The organism is Citrobacter sp. CFNIH10 (genome assembly GCF_002934585.1).
Classification (GTDB): Bacteria; Pseudomonadota; Gammaproteobacteria; order Enterobacterales; family Enterobacteriaceae; genus Citrobacter_A; species Citrobacter_A amalonaticus.
Genome location: NZ_CP026210.1, coordinates 18,484 through 34,710 on the forward strand (window position 1 = coordinate 18,484; position 16,227 = coordinate 34,710).

Annotated in this window: 21 protein-coding genes and 1 pseudogene; 13 read left to right on the forward strand and 9 right to left on the reverse strand. The window is 55.5% G+C overall.

Translation table 11 applies throughout. The features are described 5' to 3' along the window. Positions 1-136 precede the first annotated feature (136 nt). Positions 137-682, forward strand: coding sequence for a hypothetical protein (locus C2U53_RS00170; RefSeq protein ID WP_023302505.1), 546 nt, complete (start codon positions 137-139; stop codon positions 680-682). Between the two features lie 152 nt (positions 683-834). Here C2U53_RS00170 and C2U53_RS00175 read toward each other — a convergent pair whose 3' ends face one another. Genes C2U53_RS00175 through C2U53_RS00185 form a run of 3 tightly spaced genes read right to left on the reverse strand, consistent with a single transcriptional unit; the run spans position 835 to position 2,156 of the window. After that, positions 835-1,242: a hypothetical protein gene (locus C2U53_RS00175; RefSeq protein ID WP_040119736.1), complete on the reverse strand. Its 408-nt coding sequence runs from the start codon at positions 1,240-1,242 to the stop codon at positions 835-837. A 1-nt stretch (position 1,243) separates the two neighbouring features. Continuing rightward, positions 1,244-1,822 carry a hypothetical protein gene (locus C2U53_RS00180; protein WP_023302504.1) on the reverse strand — a complete coding sequence of 193 codons (579 nt, stop codon included), beginning with the start codon at positions 1,820-1,822 and terminating at the stop codon, positions 1,244-1,246. Continuing rightward, complete coding sequence (locus tag C2U53_RS00185) at positions 1,800-2,156, reverse strand: hypothetical protein (RefSeq protein WP_040119737.1); 357 nt, start codon at positions 2,154-2,156, stop codon at positions 1,800-1,802. The genes C2U53_RS00180 and C2U53_RS00185 overlap by 23 nt, the downstream gene beginning before the upstream one ends. Before the next feature lie 526 nt (positions 2,157-2,682). Here C2U53_RS00185 and C2U53_RS00190 point away from each other — a divergent pair. The 7 genes from C2U53_RS00190 to C2U53_RS00220 all read left to right on the forward strand — a co-directional run bounded on the left by C2U53_RS00190 (position 2,683) and on the right by C2U53_RS00220 (position 7,154). Beyond that, a complete protein-coding gene (locus tag C2U53_RS00190) occupies positions 2,683-3,957 on the forward strand; it encodes a type II toxin-antitoxin system RelB/DinJ family antitoxin (RefSeq protein ID WP_045342057.1) in 1,275 nt (424 codons plus the stop codon). A 16-nt stretch (positions 3,958-3,973) separates the two neighbouring features. After that, on the forward strand, positions 3,974-4,657 hold the full coding sequence (locus tag C2U53_RS00195) for a hypothetical protein (RefSeq protein ID WP_040119738.1): 684 nt from the start codon (positions 3,974-3,976) through the stop codon (positions 4,655-4,657). A gap of 44 nt (positions 4,658-4,701) precedes the next feature. Beyond that, complete coding sequence (locus tag C2U53_RS00200) at positions 4,702-4,920, forward strand: hypothetical protein (protein WP_011091034.1); 219 nt, start codon at positions 4,702-4,704, stop codon at positions 4,918-4,920. Positions 4,921-4,922: 2 nt separating this feature from the next. Beyond that, entirely contained in the window at positions 4,923-5,132 is a 210-nt protein-coding gene (locus C2U53_RS00205; protein WP_004187413.1) for a hypothetical protein, read from the forward strand. 67 nt (positions 5,133-5,199) lie between these two features. Next, a complete protein-coding gene (locus tag C2U53_RS30150) occupies positions 5,200-5,838 on the forward strand; it encodes a hypothetical protein (RefSeq protein ID WP_040119739.1) in 639 nt (212 codons plus the stop codon). A gap of 144 nt (positions 5,839-5,982) precedes the next feature. After that, positions 5,983-6,303: a hypothetical protein gene (locus C2U53_RS00215; protein WP_004187415.1), complete on the forward strand. Its 321-nt coding sequence runs from the start codon at positions 5,983-5,985 to the stop codon at positions 6,301-6,303. Between the two features lie 2 nt (positions 6,304-6,305). After that, on the forward strand, positions 6,306-7,154 hold the full coding sequence (locus C2U53_RS00220) for a 3'-5' exonuclease (protein ID WP_040119740.1): 849 nt from the start codon (positions 6,306-6,308) through the stop codon (positions 7,152-7,154). Positions 7,155-7,176: 22 nt separating this feature from the next. Here C2U53_RS00220 and umuC read toward each other — a convergent pair whose 3' ends face one another. From umuC to C2U53_RS00240, 5 genes are all read right to left on the reverse strand, one after another. After that, positions 7,177-8,442 (reverse strand): translesion error-prone DNA polymerase V subunit UmuC, encoded by a 1,266-nt coding sequence (gene umuC, locus C2U53_RS00225; protein ID WP_040119741.1) that lies wholly within the window; start codon positions 8,440-8,442, stop codon positions 7,177-7,179. Further along, complete coding sequence (locus tag C2U53_RS00230; protein ID WP_049866821.1) at positions 8,430-8,864, reverse strand: LexA family transcriptional regulator; 435 nt, start codon at positions 8,862-8,864, stop codon at positions 8,430-8,432. Before C2U53_RS00230 ends, umuC begins: the two co-directional genes overlap by 13 nt. A gap of 57 nt (positions 8,865-8,921) precedes the next feature. Beyond that, positions 8,922-9,254, reverse strand: coding sequence for a type II toxin-antitoxin system toxin endoribonuclease PemK-mt (gene pemK-mt, locus C2U53_RS00235; protein WP_004187427.1), 333 nt, complete (start codon positions 9,252-9,254; stop codon positions 8,922-8,924). 1 nt (position 9,255) lies between these two features. Next, entirely contained in the window at positions 9,256-9,513 is a 258-nt protein-coding gene (gene pemI / locus C2U53_RS29720) for a type II toxin-antitoxin system antitoxin PemI (RefSeq protein ID WP_004187429.1), read from the reverse strand. A 92-nt stretch (positions 9,514-9,605) separates the two neighbouring features. Beyond that, complete coding sequence (locus C2U53_RS00240) at positions 9,606-10,259, reverse strand: CPBP family intramembrane glutamic endopeptidase (RefSeq protein ID WP_040119742.1); 654 nt, start codon at positions 10,257-10,259, stop codon at positions 9,606-9,608. Between the two features lie 112 nt (positions 10,260-10,371). Between C2U53_RS00240 and C2U53_RS00245 the strand changes: the two genes are divergently transcribed. The 5 genes from C2U53_RS00245 to C2U53_RS00265 all read left to right on the forward strand — a co-directional run bounded on the left by C2U53_RS00245 (position 10,372) and on the right by C2U53_RS00265 (position 15,590). Continuing rightward, complete coding sequence (locus C2U53_RS00245; RefSeq protein WP_004187434.1) at positions 10,372-10,722, forward strand: DUF1496 domain-containing protein; 351 nt, start codon at positions 10,372-10,374, stop codon at positions 10,720-10,722. 104 nt (positions 10,723-10,826) lie between these two features. Beyond that, on the forward strand, positions 10,827-11,222 hold the full coding sequence (locus C2U53_RS00250) for a lytic transglycosylase domain-containing protein (protein ID WP_004187436.1): 396 nt from the start codon (positions 10,827-10,829) through the stop codon (positions 11,220-11,222). Next, the gene (locus C2U53_RS00255; RefSeq protein WP_223802057.1) at positions 11,222-12,529 is read left to right on the forward strand and encodes a conjugal transfer protein TrbA; all 1,308 of its coding nucleotides are present in this window, start codon (positions 11,222-11,224) and stop codon (positions 12,527-12,529) included. The genes C2U53_RS00250 and C2U53_RS00255 overlap by 1 nt, the downstream gene beginning before the upstream one ends. Before the next feature lie 10 nt (positions 12,530-12,539). Further along, on the forward strand, positions 12,540-13,490 hold the full coding sequence (locus tag C2U53_RS00260; RefSeq protein WP_004206886.1) for a DsbC family protein: 951 nt from the start codon (positions 12,540-12,542) through the stop codon (positions 13,488-13,490). A gap of 12 nt (positions 13,491-13,502) precedes the next feature. After that, entirely contained in the window at positions 13,503-15,590 is a 2,088-nt protein-coding gene (locus C2U53_RS00265; protein ID WP_004187443.1) for a hypothetical protein, read from the forward strand. Between the two features lie 216 nt (positions 15,591-15,806). Here the strand turns inward: C2U53_RS00265 and intI1 are convergent. Continuing rightward, positions 15,807-16,121, reverse strand: a pseudogene (intI1, locus tag C2U53_RS00270) (class 1 integron integrase IntI1); the annotation flags it as partial. Between the last annotated feature and the right edge of the window lie 106 nt (positions 16,122-16,227).

Sequence of the window (16,227 nt, forward strand, 5' to 3'; positions counted from 1 at the left end):
TCTCAGCTCCGTTCCGAATCCTGGGGGATTAGCCTGTCATATTCAGCCTGTATTTATAGCCTGAAAATGTTCATATTTGAACATTTTTTATGTATATTAAATCAACAAATTTTCCGTAAACACAACAGGAGACACGATGGATATCAACTACTACGATGAACATCAGGAAGAATTTGAGGCGGTTAAACTGGCGCTGAAGGGCGAAATGGAGAGGATCTGGGGCTCCATGCTGAAAGAAAGCGGGGATAGCCTGGATGATGAAGCCACGTACCTGAACCTGTTTGAAGAACTGCAGTACACCTTCTCTCCGTCCAGCTTCAGTAAGCTCACCCCGTCGCAGGATCTGGATGAAGATAAAATAGCGGCCTTTGTGGCCAGAACCCGCGGCTATAAGCACGGCATCACGATCAAATGCCGGCCGGGTCGCCCGCAGAAGTGGCTGAAAGGCCGAATCAAACCACTTGAGGACGCGGAAGGCACAAACCTGTGCTGGATCGACACGGCCACCATCGTGCATATCGGTGCCGGTCAGCAGTTTGACGATCAGTATTACCTCACAGTGACCACACAGACCGGGCAGAGTTACCGCGTGAATGAACTCCGTCTGCCAGGTCGTCTGCTGGAAGCAGCCCAGGACAGCCTGTTCAGGGCACTGGATTCAACCACCGGCGGTAACTTCTGATAGGGAGTTGCACCACGCTTATCGGGGATTTATACTCGCAGTGATTAACAGATTAATTTTCCGTTTACTCCGACAGAAAGTTAAGTAATAAAAAGGTCTATAATTAAAAGGCGCCCTTCCTCACCAGTTGGACGCCTTTTGTGTATGCATCATCAGTTATCTGTAAATCCTGAAAGAAGTGTGATGGACACATCGTCTTCTTCACGCGCTACCATCACCGGTACATCCTTCCAGCGTGCCACGTTTTCTCCCCACTTTTGCAGGTCAGCACATGACAGATTGTGCCTCTGACATAACCTCAGAATGGTGTCATTCGAATACCAGTCTATGCGGGTCAGGTGTTCACGGATCACCCATTCATCCCACGGCCGGCCGTCAAATGCAGGTTCACGCCGCCGCCATTCCGGATTGTTAATGACCAGATAATCGCCAACATAAAGACGGTCGGTCAGCTGATATATATCAACGAAGCCAACCTCACTGTCAGGGATCACCTCCAGGAAGAGATAACCCGCTACGGGGTGTACCGCGCCCAGAAGCACCATAGGCTGAGTCACCATGTTATTCCCCCTGTTCGTCTTCAGCTGGCCTCCAGGCCCGCTGCCCTTTATAACCCAGTAGGGCTTCACACATCAGATCGGTTATACGCGCAATCGCGTAATCCGCACTGTCAGCCCGCAGGGAAATCACGGCCGTTTCCCCCCGGTGCGCGGCGTTCCAGAATCCGGGCAGCAGCGTCTGGAACCGGGCCCGGTCATCCCCCTCCGACAGCAGGGCTGCATCCGGCAGCCGTTCGCGGATCACCGCTTCACTGGCCTCGCGCAGGATATCGTCGCGGCTCCAGATGCACAGCGTTGCGGGTCCACTGCGCAGAAGAACGGTTGCCGCATCTGCCATATTCAGCATATCCAGCTTCACCATTTCCACGCCCGGACGACGCAGCACAAATCCTATCGGCCGCCGGTACTTGCCCAGCTGCAGCAGATCGTCGTCCGTAAGCAGTTCCAGGCCACGCTGCAGGACAAGATGCAGTACTTCAGCCTCTTTAATCGGCCGCAACAACCCATGCCTGGCGTTAGCTTTGACGGTCAGCGCCTCAATGCGATTCCAGAGCTCATCATTTATATGTTTGGTGGCCATCGGAATGCTCCCCGCCAAAATAAAACCGTTTTCCATCCGCCGCTTTGCCCAGGCATACCGTGTGACCCGTGGTTATCTGGCCGGCATCCATCAGGAACGGCGCGCCCGGACCCCGAAACACGTCCGGATCGAGGGCAGCAGATTCGCCGGCAGCGACCGGCCGGACCATGCCCATATCGTAACTGTCCGGCAGGTTATCCCGCAGGCAGGCCTGCGTGTAGTCGTCCGCGACCTTCTGCGCCTCTTCCTGCGTGGGGTAACGACCCAGCACGCCGGTGATCTCTTTATTCAGTCCGAAGCCGTAGCCGCGAACCTTGTACGCTTCATATTCCATCCCGTTCACTCCGCTTGCCGTTGTTTACTGAATAACCACACTCTAATAAATTAGGATTATTGCGTAAATTATAAATATTTAGATTTAGCACTAAAAGCTAATTCAATGAAGCGACATACCAGTAATCATCACGCTGCGTGACGACCGCACGATTTACCCCGCCGGATGATTCGCCCCCTTATCTTTTCACCCTGTGACTTTTACGCCTGCAACCACCGGAAAATACCTTTTCGCCGGCGCCGCCGTTGCGGAAAAAACGTAAATACCGGAAAAAACGAAATCAACAGGGAGGGGAAGGCAGGGGAGCGGCCGCGCGGCTGCCGGCGCGGACACCATATCTTGTGCCGTTTCCAGCTGAAGGAGCCACTACATATAGCGTTATCCACAGAAACGGTGGATAAGTGGGGGCGCTGCGGAGAATACCGTTAAACCGCAACGGCGAAAAAATGTGGTCCCGCGCGCAAAAGTGCGGTACAAATGGCTGTACATTATGTAAAGCCAGATGACTGTACAAAAAGGAAGGAGCATGACCGGTTTTTTTGAACGTAAAAAGCGGGCCAAAAACGCCCAGCTGACCGTGCGTCTCGATGAGCAGCTGAAGAAACGCGCCGAACTGCGTCTGGAGGCAATGGGGATGACCGCCACGGAAGCGGTGGAGCAGCTTTACCGCTTCATCGCCGATCACGGCCGGATGCCCGTCACGGAGCGTATCGTCACATTTGACATCCAGTCACAGCGCGGCCGCGCCATCGCCCTTAATCCCGCCGACGCTGTGACCGAAAACACCCGGCGGTTTCTGCAGTCGCTGGGAGCTGTGGAAGTGGTCTGCTGCGATCCCGCTGCATTTGAACAGGCGGTACTGGAGTACTTCAGCCTGTATGTGGCCGACCAGGCTGCCTGTTTACTGGCCGGTGTACTGAACGTCACGTTCATGGTTAATGCCGCCAGTCGCGTGAAAGATGACTGGCATGACAGGCTGCTGTCCCTGTTACAGCGCGACTTTGATTTCAGCGAAGAACAGTCAGTGACGTTCATTAACAGCATCGTAGACAGCGAACATGTCGATCCTGCCATCGTCAGTCGAAATAATACGGCCTGGCGGAGCGGAAAAAGCACCGGGTCCGGCGCCGGCGCTGAACAGGCCTTACTGGATAACACCAACGTCAGGGTCTTCTATCCCTCCGGGGAAGCGCCCATCTCCGGCAAGATCGGCGCCGCCGTCCTGCAACGTTTCCTGACATTCCTGGCGGAGCGGGGCGTCAGCTGCAGCGATCCGCAGAGGCTGACCGAAAGCGCCGGCCGTGCATGGGGCGTGCGTGAAAATATGATCGGGAATATGCCCCCGGACATGCAGCAGGCCATAAACGATGGCGTCATTTTTGAGGCCAGCGCTGACACGCCGGACTTTTCCCCTGAGCTGGCGGCGGCGTTTGGCTTCACACAGGCCCAGGCAGAAGCGGTGCTGAAACCCGCCCTGACCGCCAGGGATCTCCCCGGTTTCCTGCAGCGCTTTCTGGCGTTCCTGGCCGACCGGGGTATCAGCTGCAGCAATCCCCGGCGGTTTACTGAAAAGGTCACGGAATACGCCAGCCATGAGGGACCGCACCGGCTTATTGCAATGTTGATGTCGCGCATCAGGGATGAGGGGGTCAGTTTTGTCTTTCACAATGAATCCCCGGACGAACTGCCGCGCCTGGCCGCGTCACTGCCCGGCGAACTGGCCGATACCTTTGGGTTTACGGGATGGCAGGCAACAACAATACTGCGTCAAATCCAGCCGGCACGGCCGGGGCAGGATTAGGGCCGGGAGGCACTGAATGAACAAACGTCTTCACCTCATCACCACCTGTACCCGGCGCAAGGCGGGCAGCGTGGAGGATACCGTTTTTCCGGGCGACGCTTCCCTTGATGACGCCTTTGACGGCTGGTACAGGCTGATCGCCCAGGCTGCCCGCCGTCCTGGCAGGGTGCTGGAAACGGGAGAGCTTTACCGGGGCGCACACTGGCTGCGTGCCCGCGGTATCGCGGCGCGGTGGCCGGGCATCGAGCTGTGGGCCATGTCGGCCGGTCTGGGGCTGCGCCACCATACCGATCCGGCGGTCGCGTATGAGGCAACGTTTCACGCCATGCCCTTCGCGCCGGCGACCGTCTGGGGCTCACTGACGGCACGGCCCCCGCTGGCGGGCCGCTGCGCCTCCCTGGCTGAGCTGATGCAACGCTGCCCGGACGATCGCTTTGTGATCGCCGGTTCACCCGTGTATATCAGCGCGGCTGAGCAGGATATTCTGGCCGGCGTGCCGGCACTGCATGATGCGGCCACTCAGCTGATTATCGTGACCTCACAGGGCTATCGTGGTCCGCTGCAGCCGTTTCTGAAAAGAAGCCGCGCGGACATGATGGCGACCCTGAAATCGAACATGACGTGCCTGAATATTGCCTGCGCCGGCGCCCTGATTGACGCCATGATGCAGGCAGACGCCCGGCAGGCGGCGACCATTTAATACAGACAGAGACTGGCGCTACCGTCGCCAGAAGGGGGTTTTACATGTTCAGCATCATTTATCACGCCGGCGCAGCCGTCCTTTTCCTGGTCATGAGCCTGGCGGCCGGCGCCGGCCTCCTGCTTCATGGCCATGAATATACGACAGGTCATTTCTGGAACATGACGGGGCTGTGCATTGTGTCAACTCTCGTCTGGATCTGGGCTGTAGCTCAGGCAAAAGAAGCCTGGTACATTTCACGAAACATCAAAAAAGGACTCTGACCATGAAAGATGAAATTCGCCACGAAAAACCCGTTGAAGTGAATATACAGCTGACACACAGAGAAGCGCAGGCTCTAGCGCAACTGGTTAAGCGTCTGGGATTCAGTGACTGCCGCGGCCTGGCGACGTCAGATATTGAGGCATATCTGATGATGGATGGAATCAACCAGATCATGAAAGCACTGGCTGAAGAGGGCTATGCACCACGATAAGGGCCGGGACTATCTGGAATTAGCCGGAAATACGACCCTATCACGCGGGCAGTAAGGAGAGGTTTTAATGTTATACATGGCTTTATGCAGTTTTATGATGATCCTGGCGCTAAGTGAGATGTTCCGCACGATGACGGCGATCGGCAATGGCAGTTTCGCCGGCAACCGCTTCATACCGCTCGCCTTAGTTCTGTTAACGCTGGCGTTGGCATCACCTTTCTTTGCCACATTTTATACGCTGAGCCGGCCTGTTTCGATGGATGCACTCTCCAGGTTGTCCGTTGGTGCGCAGTGGGCAGGTATCGCCGCCGCCATTCTGCTGTGCATCTTGTATGGCTATCGTGCCTGGAAAAACGGCCGTTTCTGGTATACCGGTGCGGCCATTGCCTCAGTGGTGATTACCGTTATTTTTGCCAACAGCCTGCTTTTCGTGTCCAGGCCCGATGCCGGCATCGTGGCCACTTTTGTGCTGAACAACGATGACAGTAATGACGTGCAGTGCGACCGTTCGGTACTGCTGGTTCATTACAACAAGGGAACCCCTACGGAGTGGCGCTGCCCGACCGGTATCATGTTCATGTCTGATGCGTCAAAACCCTTTCTTCCCTGGCCGGATTATCACGGCGGGCGGAGTCAGCATCTGACGACAGCACTGGATCAGATCACAGACAGCGCCATGCGCCTTGACCTAAGCCAGAAACCATAATTCTCCCGACACCAGGGAAAACAAGCCGCCGTCAAGAGCGGCATTTTCTTTTTCGGACTTCTGATTTCCCGTTATGAACACAATATTATTGATGCCTCACATCAATTAGGTTACTTTTTCATTAATTCCTTAATGATGTGACACATGAATAAGATGCAAAGTAAAGCCCCCTCGATGCGGCTCTCCGGTGTGCAAAAAGACGTATTGTTTGTTCTGTATGGTCTGGCAGAACGTCAGCTGGCGGGCCCGTTCCCGGCGATGCAGCTTTTCAGCATCCTCAATAAGGGACGCCTCCAGCCCGTTGCCGATACCAATTTTCGTCGCTCCTGCCATACGCTGAACCGCCACGGCCTGCTCAGCAAATACCGGGATAATCAGTCACTGACGCTCGCGTTTGGGCTGACAGAGGCAGGCCTGGAGATCGCCAGAGAGGTTTATCACAAACGCCTGACGGAGATGGAATAACCATGAAGAATGATGAGCTGGCCACACGACGCGCTGAGGCGATAGCCGGCGATCGGTGCTTCACGAAAGGGCGCCTGCGCGATGAATTCAGAATGAAGCCGGCTCCCGGTGCTGAGCCGGTGAAATGGTACAAAAGCGCCTATGGCGGCAAGTACGCCGTATACCGCATTGCAGACTGTGTTCCGATGCGGGAAAAACGGCCGCCGACTGAGAAGCAGCAGCTGGCCGGCCTGCGTCTTTCCGTCCTGTCCCGGCTTAACAGCACCAGTGGCCGGATGGCACGGCGGGCACACGACTGGCTGAGTCTGGCGCCGCTCTTTCTGGATACCGAAACGACGGGGCTGGGTAATACCGCGGAAGCGCTGGAAATCGGCCTGACCGATGCGGCCGGCCGGGTGATATTTGAAACCCGCCTGAAGCCGACGGTCGCCATCGAGGCGCAGGCCGCCGCCGTGCATGGTATCGATGAGCCGGCACTCAGCGGCGCACCATCCTGGCCAGATGTGGCGCTGCAGCTGCGCCACGCCATCGGGGCCCGGCCAGTGATTATCTTTAACGCCCCCTTTGATACCCGCATTCTGAAACAGACGGCCGCCGCACATGGCGATCCGGCCGACTGGCTGGGAGAACTGACAGTGTATTGCGCGATGGAGCTGGCAGCAGGGTATTTTGGGGCCACCAATCGCTATGGCACCATTTCGCTGGCCAGTGCGGCCAGTCAGGCAGCATTGGCCTGGGAAGGGGAGGCACACTCGGCGATCGCCGATGCACGGATGACGGCTGGGGTGGTGAACGCCATTGCCGCATACCATCTGGCATTGCTGCAGGAGCAGGAACGGCTGCAGGGCTGACAGACTGGCCTGCACATCGCTGTTATCGCATAAACGCCGCGGGAATATCCTTCCACTGCGTGGTGTAGGCCGGAGACAACATTTCACGGCGCATGGCATATTCCGGATCAATACCTTCCCCGGCGAAGAAGACCCTTGACCTTCCTTCCCTGTTTATTTTGTCGATGGTGGCCATCAGTTTTTCGCTGCCCGGCCGCACTGCAGCCGGCGCAAACAGATCCAGCTGGGTTTCATATCCCTGCAGATCGCTGAGCATCACGCCGGCTTTTGCATACCGCACGCCCTCACGCCAGATACGCGACAGCCCCAGCTGCGCCGCGGCGATGATGTCGCGGGTATCCTGGCTTGGCACGGGAAGCACTTCCGTAGCCTGGTTACTGTAGGGCACACCGCCGGCGTCATAAGCACTGCTGCGGATAAAGACCGTTACCACCTTCGCCAGGCGGTTTTCCTGGCGCAACTTTTCCCCTGCTCGTGTGGCATATTTAGTCACCGCCTGCTGCATCTGCGCCAGTTGCGTGACCCGCGCTCCAAACGAACGGGATACAACAAGCTGCTGTTTCGCGCCGGTGCCTTCCTCCAGGGCAAAGCAGGCCTCGCCACGCAGCTCACGAATGGTCCTTTCCAGCGTCACACCGTACAGCCGGCGTGCAAGACGGATATCCATCTCTGCGAGCGCCAGCGCCGTTTTGATCCCCATTGCCGCCAGCCCTTTTTCGGTACGATGGCCAACGCCCCACACATCGCCGGCCGCCACCAGGCTCATCAGCTTTTTCAGTCTTACAGGATCACTGAGCGCCACAACCCCCCCGGTGGCAGGCCACGTCTTTGCGGCATGGTTGCACAGCTTGGCCAGCGTCTTCGTTGGCGCGACGCCGACTCCACAGGTGAGCGTTGTCTGGCGCAGCACTTCAGCCCGCAAAAGCTGGCCAAACGCCTGCGGCGTCATCACGCCCTCCATATGAGAGGCATCCGCAAAGAGCTCATCAATTGAGTAAACAAATGTCCGCGGTGCCAGACTCTCCACCACGGTTGCAAATCTGGCGGAGAATGAGGCGTAAAGGGTGTAGTTGGAACTGAATACGGCAACGTTATGCTGTTCCAGCAGGCGGCGGCAGCGGAAATAGGGCTCCCCGCGGCGCACGCCCAGCGCTTTCGCCGCGCGATTGACCGCAACAAGCGCCCCGTCGTTGTTGCTGAGAACGACCACAGGGCGACCTCGTAAATCAGGGCGGAACGCTTCTTCGCAGCTGCAGTACATCGAATTGACATCGATTAAGGCGTACACGGGCGGTGTCTCATGACAGTGAACGTAACCACACCCCATATCTGCAGCGCCTCCGGATCAAACCTGATTGGCGGAAAAGCCGGATTCAGCGGCATCAGGCAGGGGTAAGGGTGGAGCTGCAGCTGCTTGACCGTAAATTCATTATCGATGCTGGCAATCACGATGCTGCCGTGCCGGGGCTCTTCTGCCCGATCGACGACCAGCACATCGCCATCATGAATGCGGGCATCACGCATAGAATCGCCGGACACACGCAAGAAGTACGTTGCGGCCGGACGCCGCACGCAGTAATCATGCAGGTTAAGTTCATTGGCCTCATAGCCTGCGGCCGGGCTGGGAAAGCCGGCCGCAACGGGCTCGGCAAAAAAAGGGAGTGCGTCACCTTCCACTGAAGGCCGGGGATAAACGAGATCCAGCGCCATAATTTAGCCTCCAATAACTGTTTATACATACAGTATATTGCAGGCTTCAGGAAACGGTCAGGTCAGGATGGTGGCCAGACGGCCAAGAACGTCGTCCATGATAGTCTCTGGCACCCGTTCGAGTCGTTTGCCGCCGCGGGCTTTCATATCGATCGTCCGGGGTTGATCGCAACGCACAACGCCGGTGGTACGTATGCCGGCGCCGTCAAGCGACACAGCAAAGCCTGCAGTGCGGGCAAAATTGCCTCCGCTGGTCACGGGCACAACAACAGGCAGGCGGGTCACGCGGTTAAAAGCAGCCGGCGTGACAATCAGTACCGGCCGCGTTCCCTGCTGCTCATGACCTGCGGTAGGGTCAAGCGAGACAAGCCAGATTTCCCCTCTTTCCATGTCAGATTTCCTCCTGACCAGCCGCCGGCGCATCCAGCCATTCACGTTCTTCTGCCGAGATTTCAGCGTTCGGATCGCACTGTGCCAACAGCTCAGCCAGTGAATACTGCGGGCGTCTGTGCGGCTCCACAATCAGCCGGCCATTATCAATGACCATGCCAACTTCATTATCTGTACCCAGCGACAGCGCATTCAGCAGTGCCGGTGGGACGGTCAGCATGACTGAGCCGCCAACCTTCTTCAGTCGAGTGGTATGCATTTTTCACCTCCATAAAAGTTATATTTAAATATAACATTCACTAAAAAAACATACCAGGCTTTAACGCACAATGTTTAATAAAAATATAACTTTCAGCCCAACAGTAAACCCAGCGCGGTAGCTTCCATATGCAGCAATACCGGCAGCAGCAGGCCGCCACTTCTGATCCGGGCAGCTGATGTAATCAGCCCCACCAGGAACATTTCTGCCAGGGTCAGCAGGTTCTGATACTGCATATGCACGGCGGCAAACAGCAAAGACGTTATCAGCGCGCCCAGCCACATCGTCCAGTTGTACCTCGAACGGAAGACGTTCAGCATGACACCACGGAACAGGATTTCCTCATTCAGCGGGGCAAGGATAAAGACGGCCAGCAACGTCAGGATCACATCGGGTATAGACTTATCGGCAAAAAGTTTCGTCATAAATGGCTCAGCGGGCAGGTCCAGCACTTTACCCAGCAGAAATTCACCGACATACACCACGGCCATCGCGCCAACCAGCCACAGTGCGCCAACGTTGCGCAGCTGGCCAACGACCGGTAGCGGAGCAACCCAGCGGCGGTATACCAGGAAAACACACAGCAGGTACACCAGTACAGCACCATGACTGAAGAACATTGCATTTTTCCCCAGCCCATAGAGCAGAACAGCCTGCCCCATGACAAACATGGCCCCCCAGGCTATGGCCCAGGCTGCCAGCAGAACCAGCATAAACTGCAGATATTTATTACGTGACTGAATCATTTTATCCCCTGTTAATTTTTAAACAGAATCGGCTTGACACTCAGGCCGGTTTTCAGACCTAATTTAAATGATACAGAAAATGATTGCCGATTTTTTTAATGGAGAAAGTGAAATGAAATTCAACACGAAGATTGCTCTTATTCTGGCTGCATCCGTAATCAGTTGCAGTGCCTTTGCTCAGAGCGTATCCGCGCCGAAAACCGATTCTTTACTGAGCAGCATTCTGGGTGAGCAGGTACAGACAAACCAACATCTTGTACAACTGCTGGCAAAGGATCAGGATGCCGGTATTACACTGACCCCGGAACAAAAGAAAACCTCTTGCCTGTATGAAAGTCATTACTACAGCAGTGGCGCACCACTTACCGTCGGAAAAGAAACACTCCGCTGCACGCTGAGTGGCGAAATCCCGACATGGGAAAATGCGAACGAGGGCAATATTGTCTCTGTCGAAGGCAAATAAAATCCCTTTGACAGCCTCTCAATTATCCGTACCAAAATGATTTAAAAAAATCTCCTTTTGATGGTATATTTTTTACTCGAAATAGAAATCATTAGGAGATTGTTATGGTTGATGCCCCGCCCTCAATCCCGCTGCCAACCTGCATGGTTGAAGCAGCACAGATTTATCACATTCCTCTCCGTGGATTCCTCGCCTTGTGGCTGACTGAAGGCGGAAAACCGGGAATGAAAAATAAAAACAAAAACGGCACTTACGATTACGGCGCATTCCAGATAAACACCATCTGGGCGAATAAGCTGGCGTCCGATTTTGGCGTAAAAGCGGAGCAGCTGCAGCATGACTTCTGCGCCTCTGCAATGGCCAGTGCCTACATCCTCAAATACAACATCATTCTCGAAGGGGGGGATTTCTGGCAGGGTGTCGGCCGCTATCACTCCAACACGCCGGCGCGTAAGGCCTGGTATATCGGGAAGGTTTACCAAAATTCTCTGAGGTTCTGATGCAAAACCAGCCACAACGGAAAGGGGGAGGGGATGATGGCCTGATGATTATCGGGGCCCTTCTCATCATGATCACAGTGATGTGGTTTGGCTTTCGTGATTATGTGATTTACGGAGTCTGTCGCCTGCTTTACTGGATCTACGGTGTACTGCCGGACGCCATTACACCGGGTAATGCGGCCGAGCGCCGGGACATGCTGCTTTCGGCGGCGCGGTATAACCACCAGGTTTCGCTGTGGGACTTTATCAGCGTGATGAACGACACGGCCAGCGTGCTCTTTCCCCTGTTCATTTTAATCATCGGGTTGTTCGTCTGGGTTATCTCGCGCAATCCTTACTACCGTCTGACCCGTAAACTGACCATCCGGAACCTGCCCTGGGTGATGGTAAAAAACTATCCGGGGATAGCTCATATCCTCGCCCGGTTTGGCCACCTCGATCAGCTGCTGCTGAATGAAGATCCGGAAGAAGCACGCAGCGCGCAGTCACCCGTTGAGTTTGCCCAGGAACATAACCTGATTGATACCGCTAAGCGCCGCCTCCGTAAAAAAGCCGCACATAAGGTCTTCCTGTCACAGGTAAACCTGGCTCCCGAAGGGGCGGCCCTTTCCCTGGCGCCCTGGGAAAAAGCGCTCGCAGCCTCGTTTGTACATCTGCGGTTTATGAGCGACCGGCCAACGGCTAAATCCATTCTCGACGATCTCAACCGTTCCTGCCTGCGGACTAAAGACGGTTTCCCTGATTATTCGCTGGCCGCCGGGTTCTGGACCGTCGCCAGCCAGTGTGAAGCGTTCCGGGAATTTGCAAAGGGGCGCCGCAGCTCCCGTTCGCTACTCTACGCGCTGTTCGATGATGACCTGCAGCTGCCATCCGCTAATTTCCGGTGGCTTAAAGGTGTGGACCGCACGTTATGGTATGCACTTTCAAGCGCCGGCCGCGGGAAGTTCTTCATTGAGGGAGGTGGTGTTATTGCCTGGAGTCAGTGCGAAAGTTACCGGCTGACGCTCGATGAAGAAAAGGCGGCGAAATTCCCGCCGACCGTGCGGGCGGCCGTGCTGGGCCTTGAGCTGGATCTGCTCCATTACCGCCATATTGACCGCCGCGATCCCGCCATTCCGGTCGCTCACTGGCAGGAAGACATTATACCGCCATTTGCATTTGAATCTGACGCTGAAGCGGAAGACGAGCCGGCTACGCCGCCTGCAGCTCCGCACGACACCCCGAACAACAGTCTGCGACTGACAGACGATGAACCGACGCCGGCTAAACCTCAGCCGGCAACCCGTCCCGATCACCTGGAACTCTAAGCGAGGAAGTATGAAACTCACCGTAAAAACCGATCGCAACACACTTTATCTTTCCGCTGACGGAAACTACCAGGAACAAGCCCTGCATTCCTTCCCCCTGTCAGCCTGTCATTTTGGGCTTGGCCATGATGCCGGCAGCGGTCACATCCTGACGCACAATACGTTTTCTGGTGAAGCGGTGCAGCTGTTCCGCTTTGAAAACGAATATCAGGCCATCGAGGCGCTGAACAATATCCGTAAAAAGCTGAAACAGCAGCGCGGACTCAATGCCGTGCGCCGGCTGTCTAACTTTATCTTCTGGCCAGTCGCCGCGCTGGGCTTTATCGTCTCCATCAACGGCGCGTTGATGAATATGCATCAGCCGGCACAGCCGCTGCAGGCAAACTCGTATGCTCCCGCGCCGGGTCTGCAGCAGCCTGCCACTGCGCCGGAGCAGCTGCAGGTTCAGGCAGCACCTGAAGCCCCTAAAAAACTGGCTGATAACGACTTGCTGTCACTGAAAGATGCCGTCACCAGCGGACGCTTTACGATCTCGCTTTCAACCGGGCATAAACACACCCTGTATGTGTTTTCCGATCCGATGTGCCCGCACTGCCGCGCGCTGGAACCCCGACTGCAGGAACTGAGCAAACGCTATAACGTCGAGATTTTCCCCGTGTCCGTTTATGGCGACCTGCGCTCGATGGTCCGCGCCGCTCCTGTACTCGATACCGGGAAAGATACCCGACTGAAAAGCTGGGAAGACACGATTAACATGGGATACACCACCATGAACCCGAAAATTGACGATCCGAAAACAGCCCCGGATACCACCGGCGCCCGCCTGGTTGACGCGAACAATATGGCATTTGCGAAATTCGGGTTTATCGGCACCCCGTCCATCGTTGCCGATTCGGGTGATGTGATCCCGGTTTCCGTCGTCAAAGACGATGCCCGCCTGCAGCAGGCAATAGGAGAATAACCCGGAGCCGCTATGCAACAGGAATCTGTAGACAGTAAAAAAGTCATCCGCCCGGATGGTTCGTTCATGGAGTGGTTCCTCACTCCGAACGTACAGTTTGGCCTGCTGGCCATACTGACCGTGCTGGGTCTGTTTCTCCCCTTTACCATGCTGCTGAGCATCCTCATCCTTCCGCCGCTGATGGTGGCATTCACGGATCGTAAATTCCGGCCACCGCTGCGAATGCCGAAAGACTGCGAAATGTTCGACGACACCCTGACCACGGAAACCCAGGCGGAATACCGTCTGGGGCCCATTCGCATCCCGCATAAGGTCCGGGAGCGAAAGAAAGCGAAGGGAATTTTATATGTCGGGTATGAGCGGGGACGCCTGTTCGGCCGCGAGCTGTGGCTGAACATGACGGACCTGCTGCGCCACATGGTATTTTTTGGTACCACCGGGTCGGGTAAAACCGAAACCTTCTATGGGTTTATCGTTAACTTCCTGCTGTGGTGCCGTGGCTACTGCCTTTCAGACGGTAAAGCAGATAACAAGCTGGCCTTCGCCACCTGGTCGCTGGCGCGCCGTTTCGGCCGTGAGGATGATTATTACGTCCTCAACCTGCTGACCGGCAGTATTGACAGGTTCGTGAACCTGGTGAAGCAGGAAAGCATCCCCGCGCAATCCAACTCAGTCAACCTCTTCAGCGTTGCCCCGCCGACCTTCATCATCCAGTTGATGGAATCCATGCTCCCCCAGGTGGGCGGGGATTCGGCACAGTGGCAGGATACGGCAAAAGCCATGATGTCGGCGCTGATCAATGCCCTGTGTTATAAGCGCGCCCGCGGCGAACTGCTTTTGTCACAGCGCACTATTCAGAAAAACATGTCGCTGCCGGCAATGGCCGCGCTGTACGTTGAGGCAAAGAAAAACGGCTGGCACAGCGAGGGTTACGCCGCGCTGGAAAGTTATCTGGAAAATACACCAGGCTTCCTGCTGGCCAACGCGGAATACCCGGAAACGTGGGAAGCCCGCGCCTTCGAACAGCATAACTACATGAGCCGTCAGTTCCTGAAGACGCTCTCCCTGTTCAATGAAACTTATGGCCATGTTTTTCCGGAAGACAGCGGCGATATCCGGATGGACGATATTTTCCACAATGACCGCATTCTCATCGTCATGATCCCGTCGCTGGAGCTGTCCCGCGGTGAAGCGGCCACGCTTGGCCGTTTATATGTGACGCTGCAGCGAATGACCATCAGTAAGGATCTGGGCTACCAGCTGGAAGGGAAAAAAGAGGAAGTCCTGCTCACTCATGCGCTGAATAATCAGGCGCCATACGGGCTGATTTATGACGAGCTGGGCCAGTATTTCACCAGTGGTATGGATACGCTGAGTGCGCAGATGCGTTCACTGGAAAAAATGGGCGTATTTTCCTCCCAGGATCACCCGTCGCTCGCCCGCGGCGCGAACGGCGAGGTGGATTCGCTGATCGCCAACACCCGCGTGAAATATTTTGAGTCGATTGAAGACCGGAAAACCTTTGAAATACTGCGAGAAACCGTCGGCCAGGATTATTATTCTGAGCTCTCCGGGCAGGAAGCCGAACACGGCACGTTTTCCAAAACGGTCCGGGAAGGGGATCTGTACCAAATCCGTGAAAAGGACCGCGTGAACATTCGTGAGCTGCGTAAGCAGACCGAAGGTCAGGGGGTAATTTCTTTTCAGGATGCCCTGGTACGCAGCGCGGCATTTTACATTCCGGACAATGAGAAGTTTTCCAGCGAGCTGCCGATGCGGATAAACCGCTTTATCGAGGTACTACCGCCATCGCCGGCGACGCTGTACAGCATCTATCCGGAACGCAAGGATGATGAACTGGCGGAAACTAACCCGGATGCAATGCACTTCCCGCCAATCAAGCTGTTCGGCTACGACAAAGCGGCCAACAGCCTGCTGGAAAAAATTGAGGTCTTCTACGAGCTGCAGTGTGGCGCAATTTCACCGGAGGAAATGTCGGTGTGCCTGTTTGAACTGTTCGCTGAATGGCTTGATGGAACGGAAACGGACGACGTGCTTTACCACCAGGAAGATGATCTGTTCCCGATGATCGAGATGTAACCCTGTTAAAAGGGGTCTGAAGGCCAATAGAACGAAAACGTACGTTAGTGAAGTAACTGTCTGATATATCGAAACATAATGTACATTGGAAAACGCCATCAAAACGGTGTCTTTTTAATCGAAAATTGGCACTTAACGGACTTTCTTGTCTACTAATCGATTTTTCAGACGATAATTTTCCTCTTACCGTACGTTTTCGTACGGTTGGACCTCAAACCCCATCTCCTGAAGCCAGGGCAGATCCGTGCACAGCACCTTGCCGTAGAAGAACAGCAAGGCCGCCAATGCCTGACGATGCGTGGAGACCGAAACCTTGCGCTCGTTCGCCAGCCAGGACAGAAATGCCTCGACTTCGCTGCTGCCCAAGGTTGCCGGGTGACGCACACCGTGGAAACGGATGAAGGCACGAACCCAGTGGACATAAGCCTGTTCGGTTCGTAAGCTGTAATGCAAGTAGCGTATGCGCTCACGCAACTGGTCCAGAACCTTGACCGAACGCAGCGGTGGTAACGGCGCAGTGGCGGTTTTCATGGCTTGTTATGACTGTTTTTTTGGGGTACAGTCTATGCCTCGGGCATCCAAGCAGCAAGCGCGTTACGCCGTGGGTCGATGTTTGATGTTATGGAGCAGCAACGAT

What these genes read in the sequence shown, in the direction of transcription:
- C2U53_RS00260 (WP_004206886.1), top strand. Translation starts at nt 12,540, where the DNA reads ATGAAACTCACCGTAAAAACCGATCGCAACACACTTTATCTTTCCGCT.
- C2U53_RS00220 (WP_040119740.1), top strand. Translation starts at nt 6,306, where the DNA reads ATGAAGAATGATGAGCTGGCCACACGACGCGCTGAGGCGATAGCCGGC.
- C2U53_RS00240 (WP_040119742.1), bottom strand. Translation starts at nt 10,259, where the DNA reads ATGATTCAGTCACGTAATAAATATCTGCAGTTTATGCTGGTTCTGCTG.
- C2U53_RS00250 (WP_004187436.1), top strand. Translation starts at nt 10,827, where the DNA reads ATGGTTGATGCCCCGCCCTCAATCCCGCTGCCAACCTGCATGGTTGAA.
- C2U53_RS00190 (WP_045342057.1), top strand. Translation starts at nt 2,683, where the DNA reads ATGACCGGTTTTTTTGAACGTAAAAAGCGGGCCAAAAACGCCCAGCTG.
- C2U53_RS00205 (WP_004187413.1), top strand. Translation starts at nt 4,923, where the DNA reads ATGAAAGATGAAATTCGCCACGAAAAACCCGTTGAAGTGAATATACAG.
- C2U53_RS00200 (WP_011091034.1), top strand. Translation starts at nt 4,702, where the DNA reads ATGTTCAGCATCATTTATCACGCCGGCGCAGCCGTCCTTTTCCTGGTC.
- C2U53_RS00175 (WP_040119736.1), bottom strand. Translation starts at nt 1,242, where the DNA reads ATGGTGACTCAGCCTATGGTGCTTCTGGGCGCGGTACACCCCGTAGCG.
- C2U53_RS00180 (WP_023302504.1), bottom strand. Translation starts at nt 1,822, where the DNA reads ATGGCCACCAAACATATAAATGATGAGCTCTGGAATCGCATTGAGGCG.
- C2U53_RS30150 (WP_040119739.1), top strand. Translation starts at nt 5,200, where the DNA reads ATGTTATACATGGCTTTATGCAGTTTTATGATGATCCTGGCGCTAAGT.
- C2U53_RS00215 (WP_004187415.1), top strand. Translation starts at nt 5,983, where the DNA reads ATGAATAAGATGCAAAGTAAAGCCCCCTCGATGCGGCTCTCCGGTGTG.
- C2U53_RS00195 (WP_040119738.1), top strand. Translation starts at nt 3,974, where the DNA reads ATGAACAAACGTCTTCACCTCATCACCACCTGTACCCGGCGCAAGGCG.
- C2U53_RS00170 (WP_023302505.1), top strand. Translation starts at nt 137, where the DNA reads ATGGATATCAACTACTACGATGAACATCAGGAAGAATTTGAGGCGGTT.
- pemK-mt (WP_004187427.1), bottom strand. Translation starts at nt 9,254, where the DNA reads ATGGAAAGAGGGGAAATCTGGCTTGTCTCGCTTGACCCTACCGCAGGT.
- C2U53_RS00230 (WP_049866821.1), bottom strand. Translation starts at nt 8,864, where the DNA reads ATGGCGCTGGATCTCGTTTATCCCCGGCCTTCAGTGGAAGGTGACGCA.
- C2U53_RS00245 (WP_004187434.1), top strand. Translation starts at nt 10,372, where the DNA reads ATGAAATTCAACACGAAGATTGCTCTTATTCTGGCTGCATCCGTAATC.
- pemI (WP_004187429.1), bottom strand. Translation starts at nt 9,513, where the DNA reads ATGCATACCACTCGACTGAAGAAGGTTGGCGGCTCAGTCATGCTGACC.
- C2U53_RS00185 (WP_040119737.1), bottom strand. Translation starts at nt 2,156, where the DNA reads ATGGAATATGAAGCGTACAAGGTTCGCGGCTACGGCTTCGGACTGAAT.
- C2U53_RS00265 (WP_004187443.1), top strand. Translation starts at nt 13,503, where the DNA reads ATGCAACAGGAATCTGTAGACAGTAAAAAAGTCATCCGCCCGGATGGT.
- C2U53_RS00255 (WP_223802057.1), top strand. Translation starts at nt 11,222, where the DNA reads ATGCAAAACCAGCCACAACGGAAAGGGGGAGGGGATGATGGCCTGATG.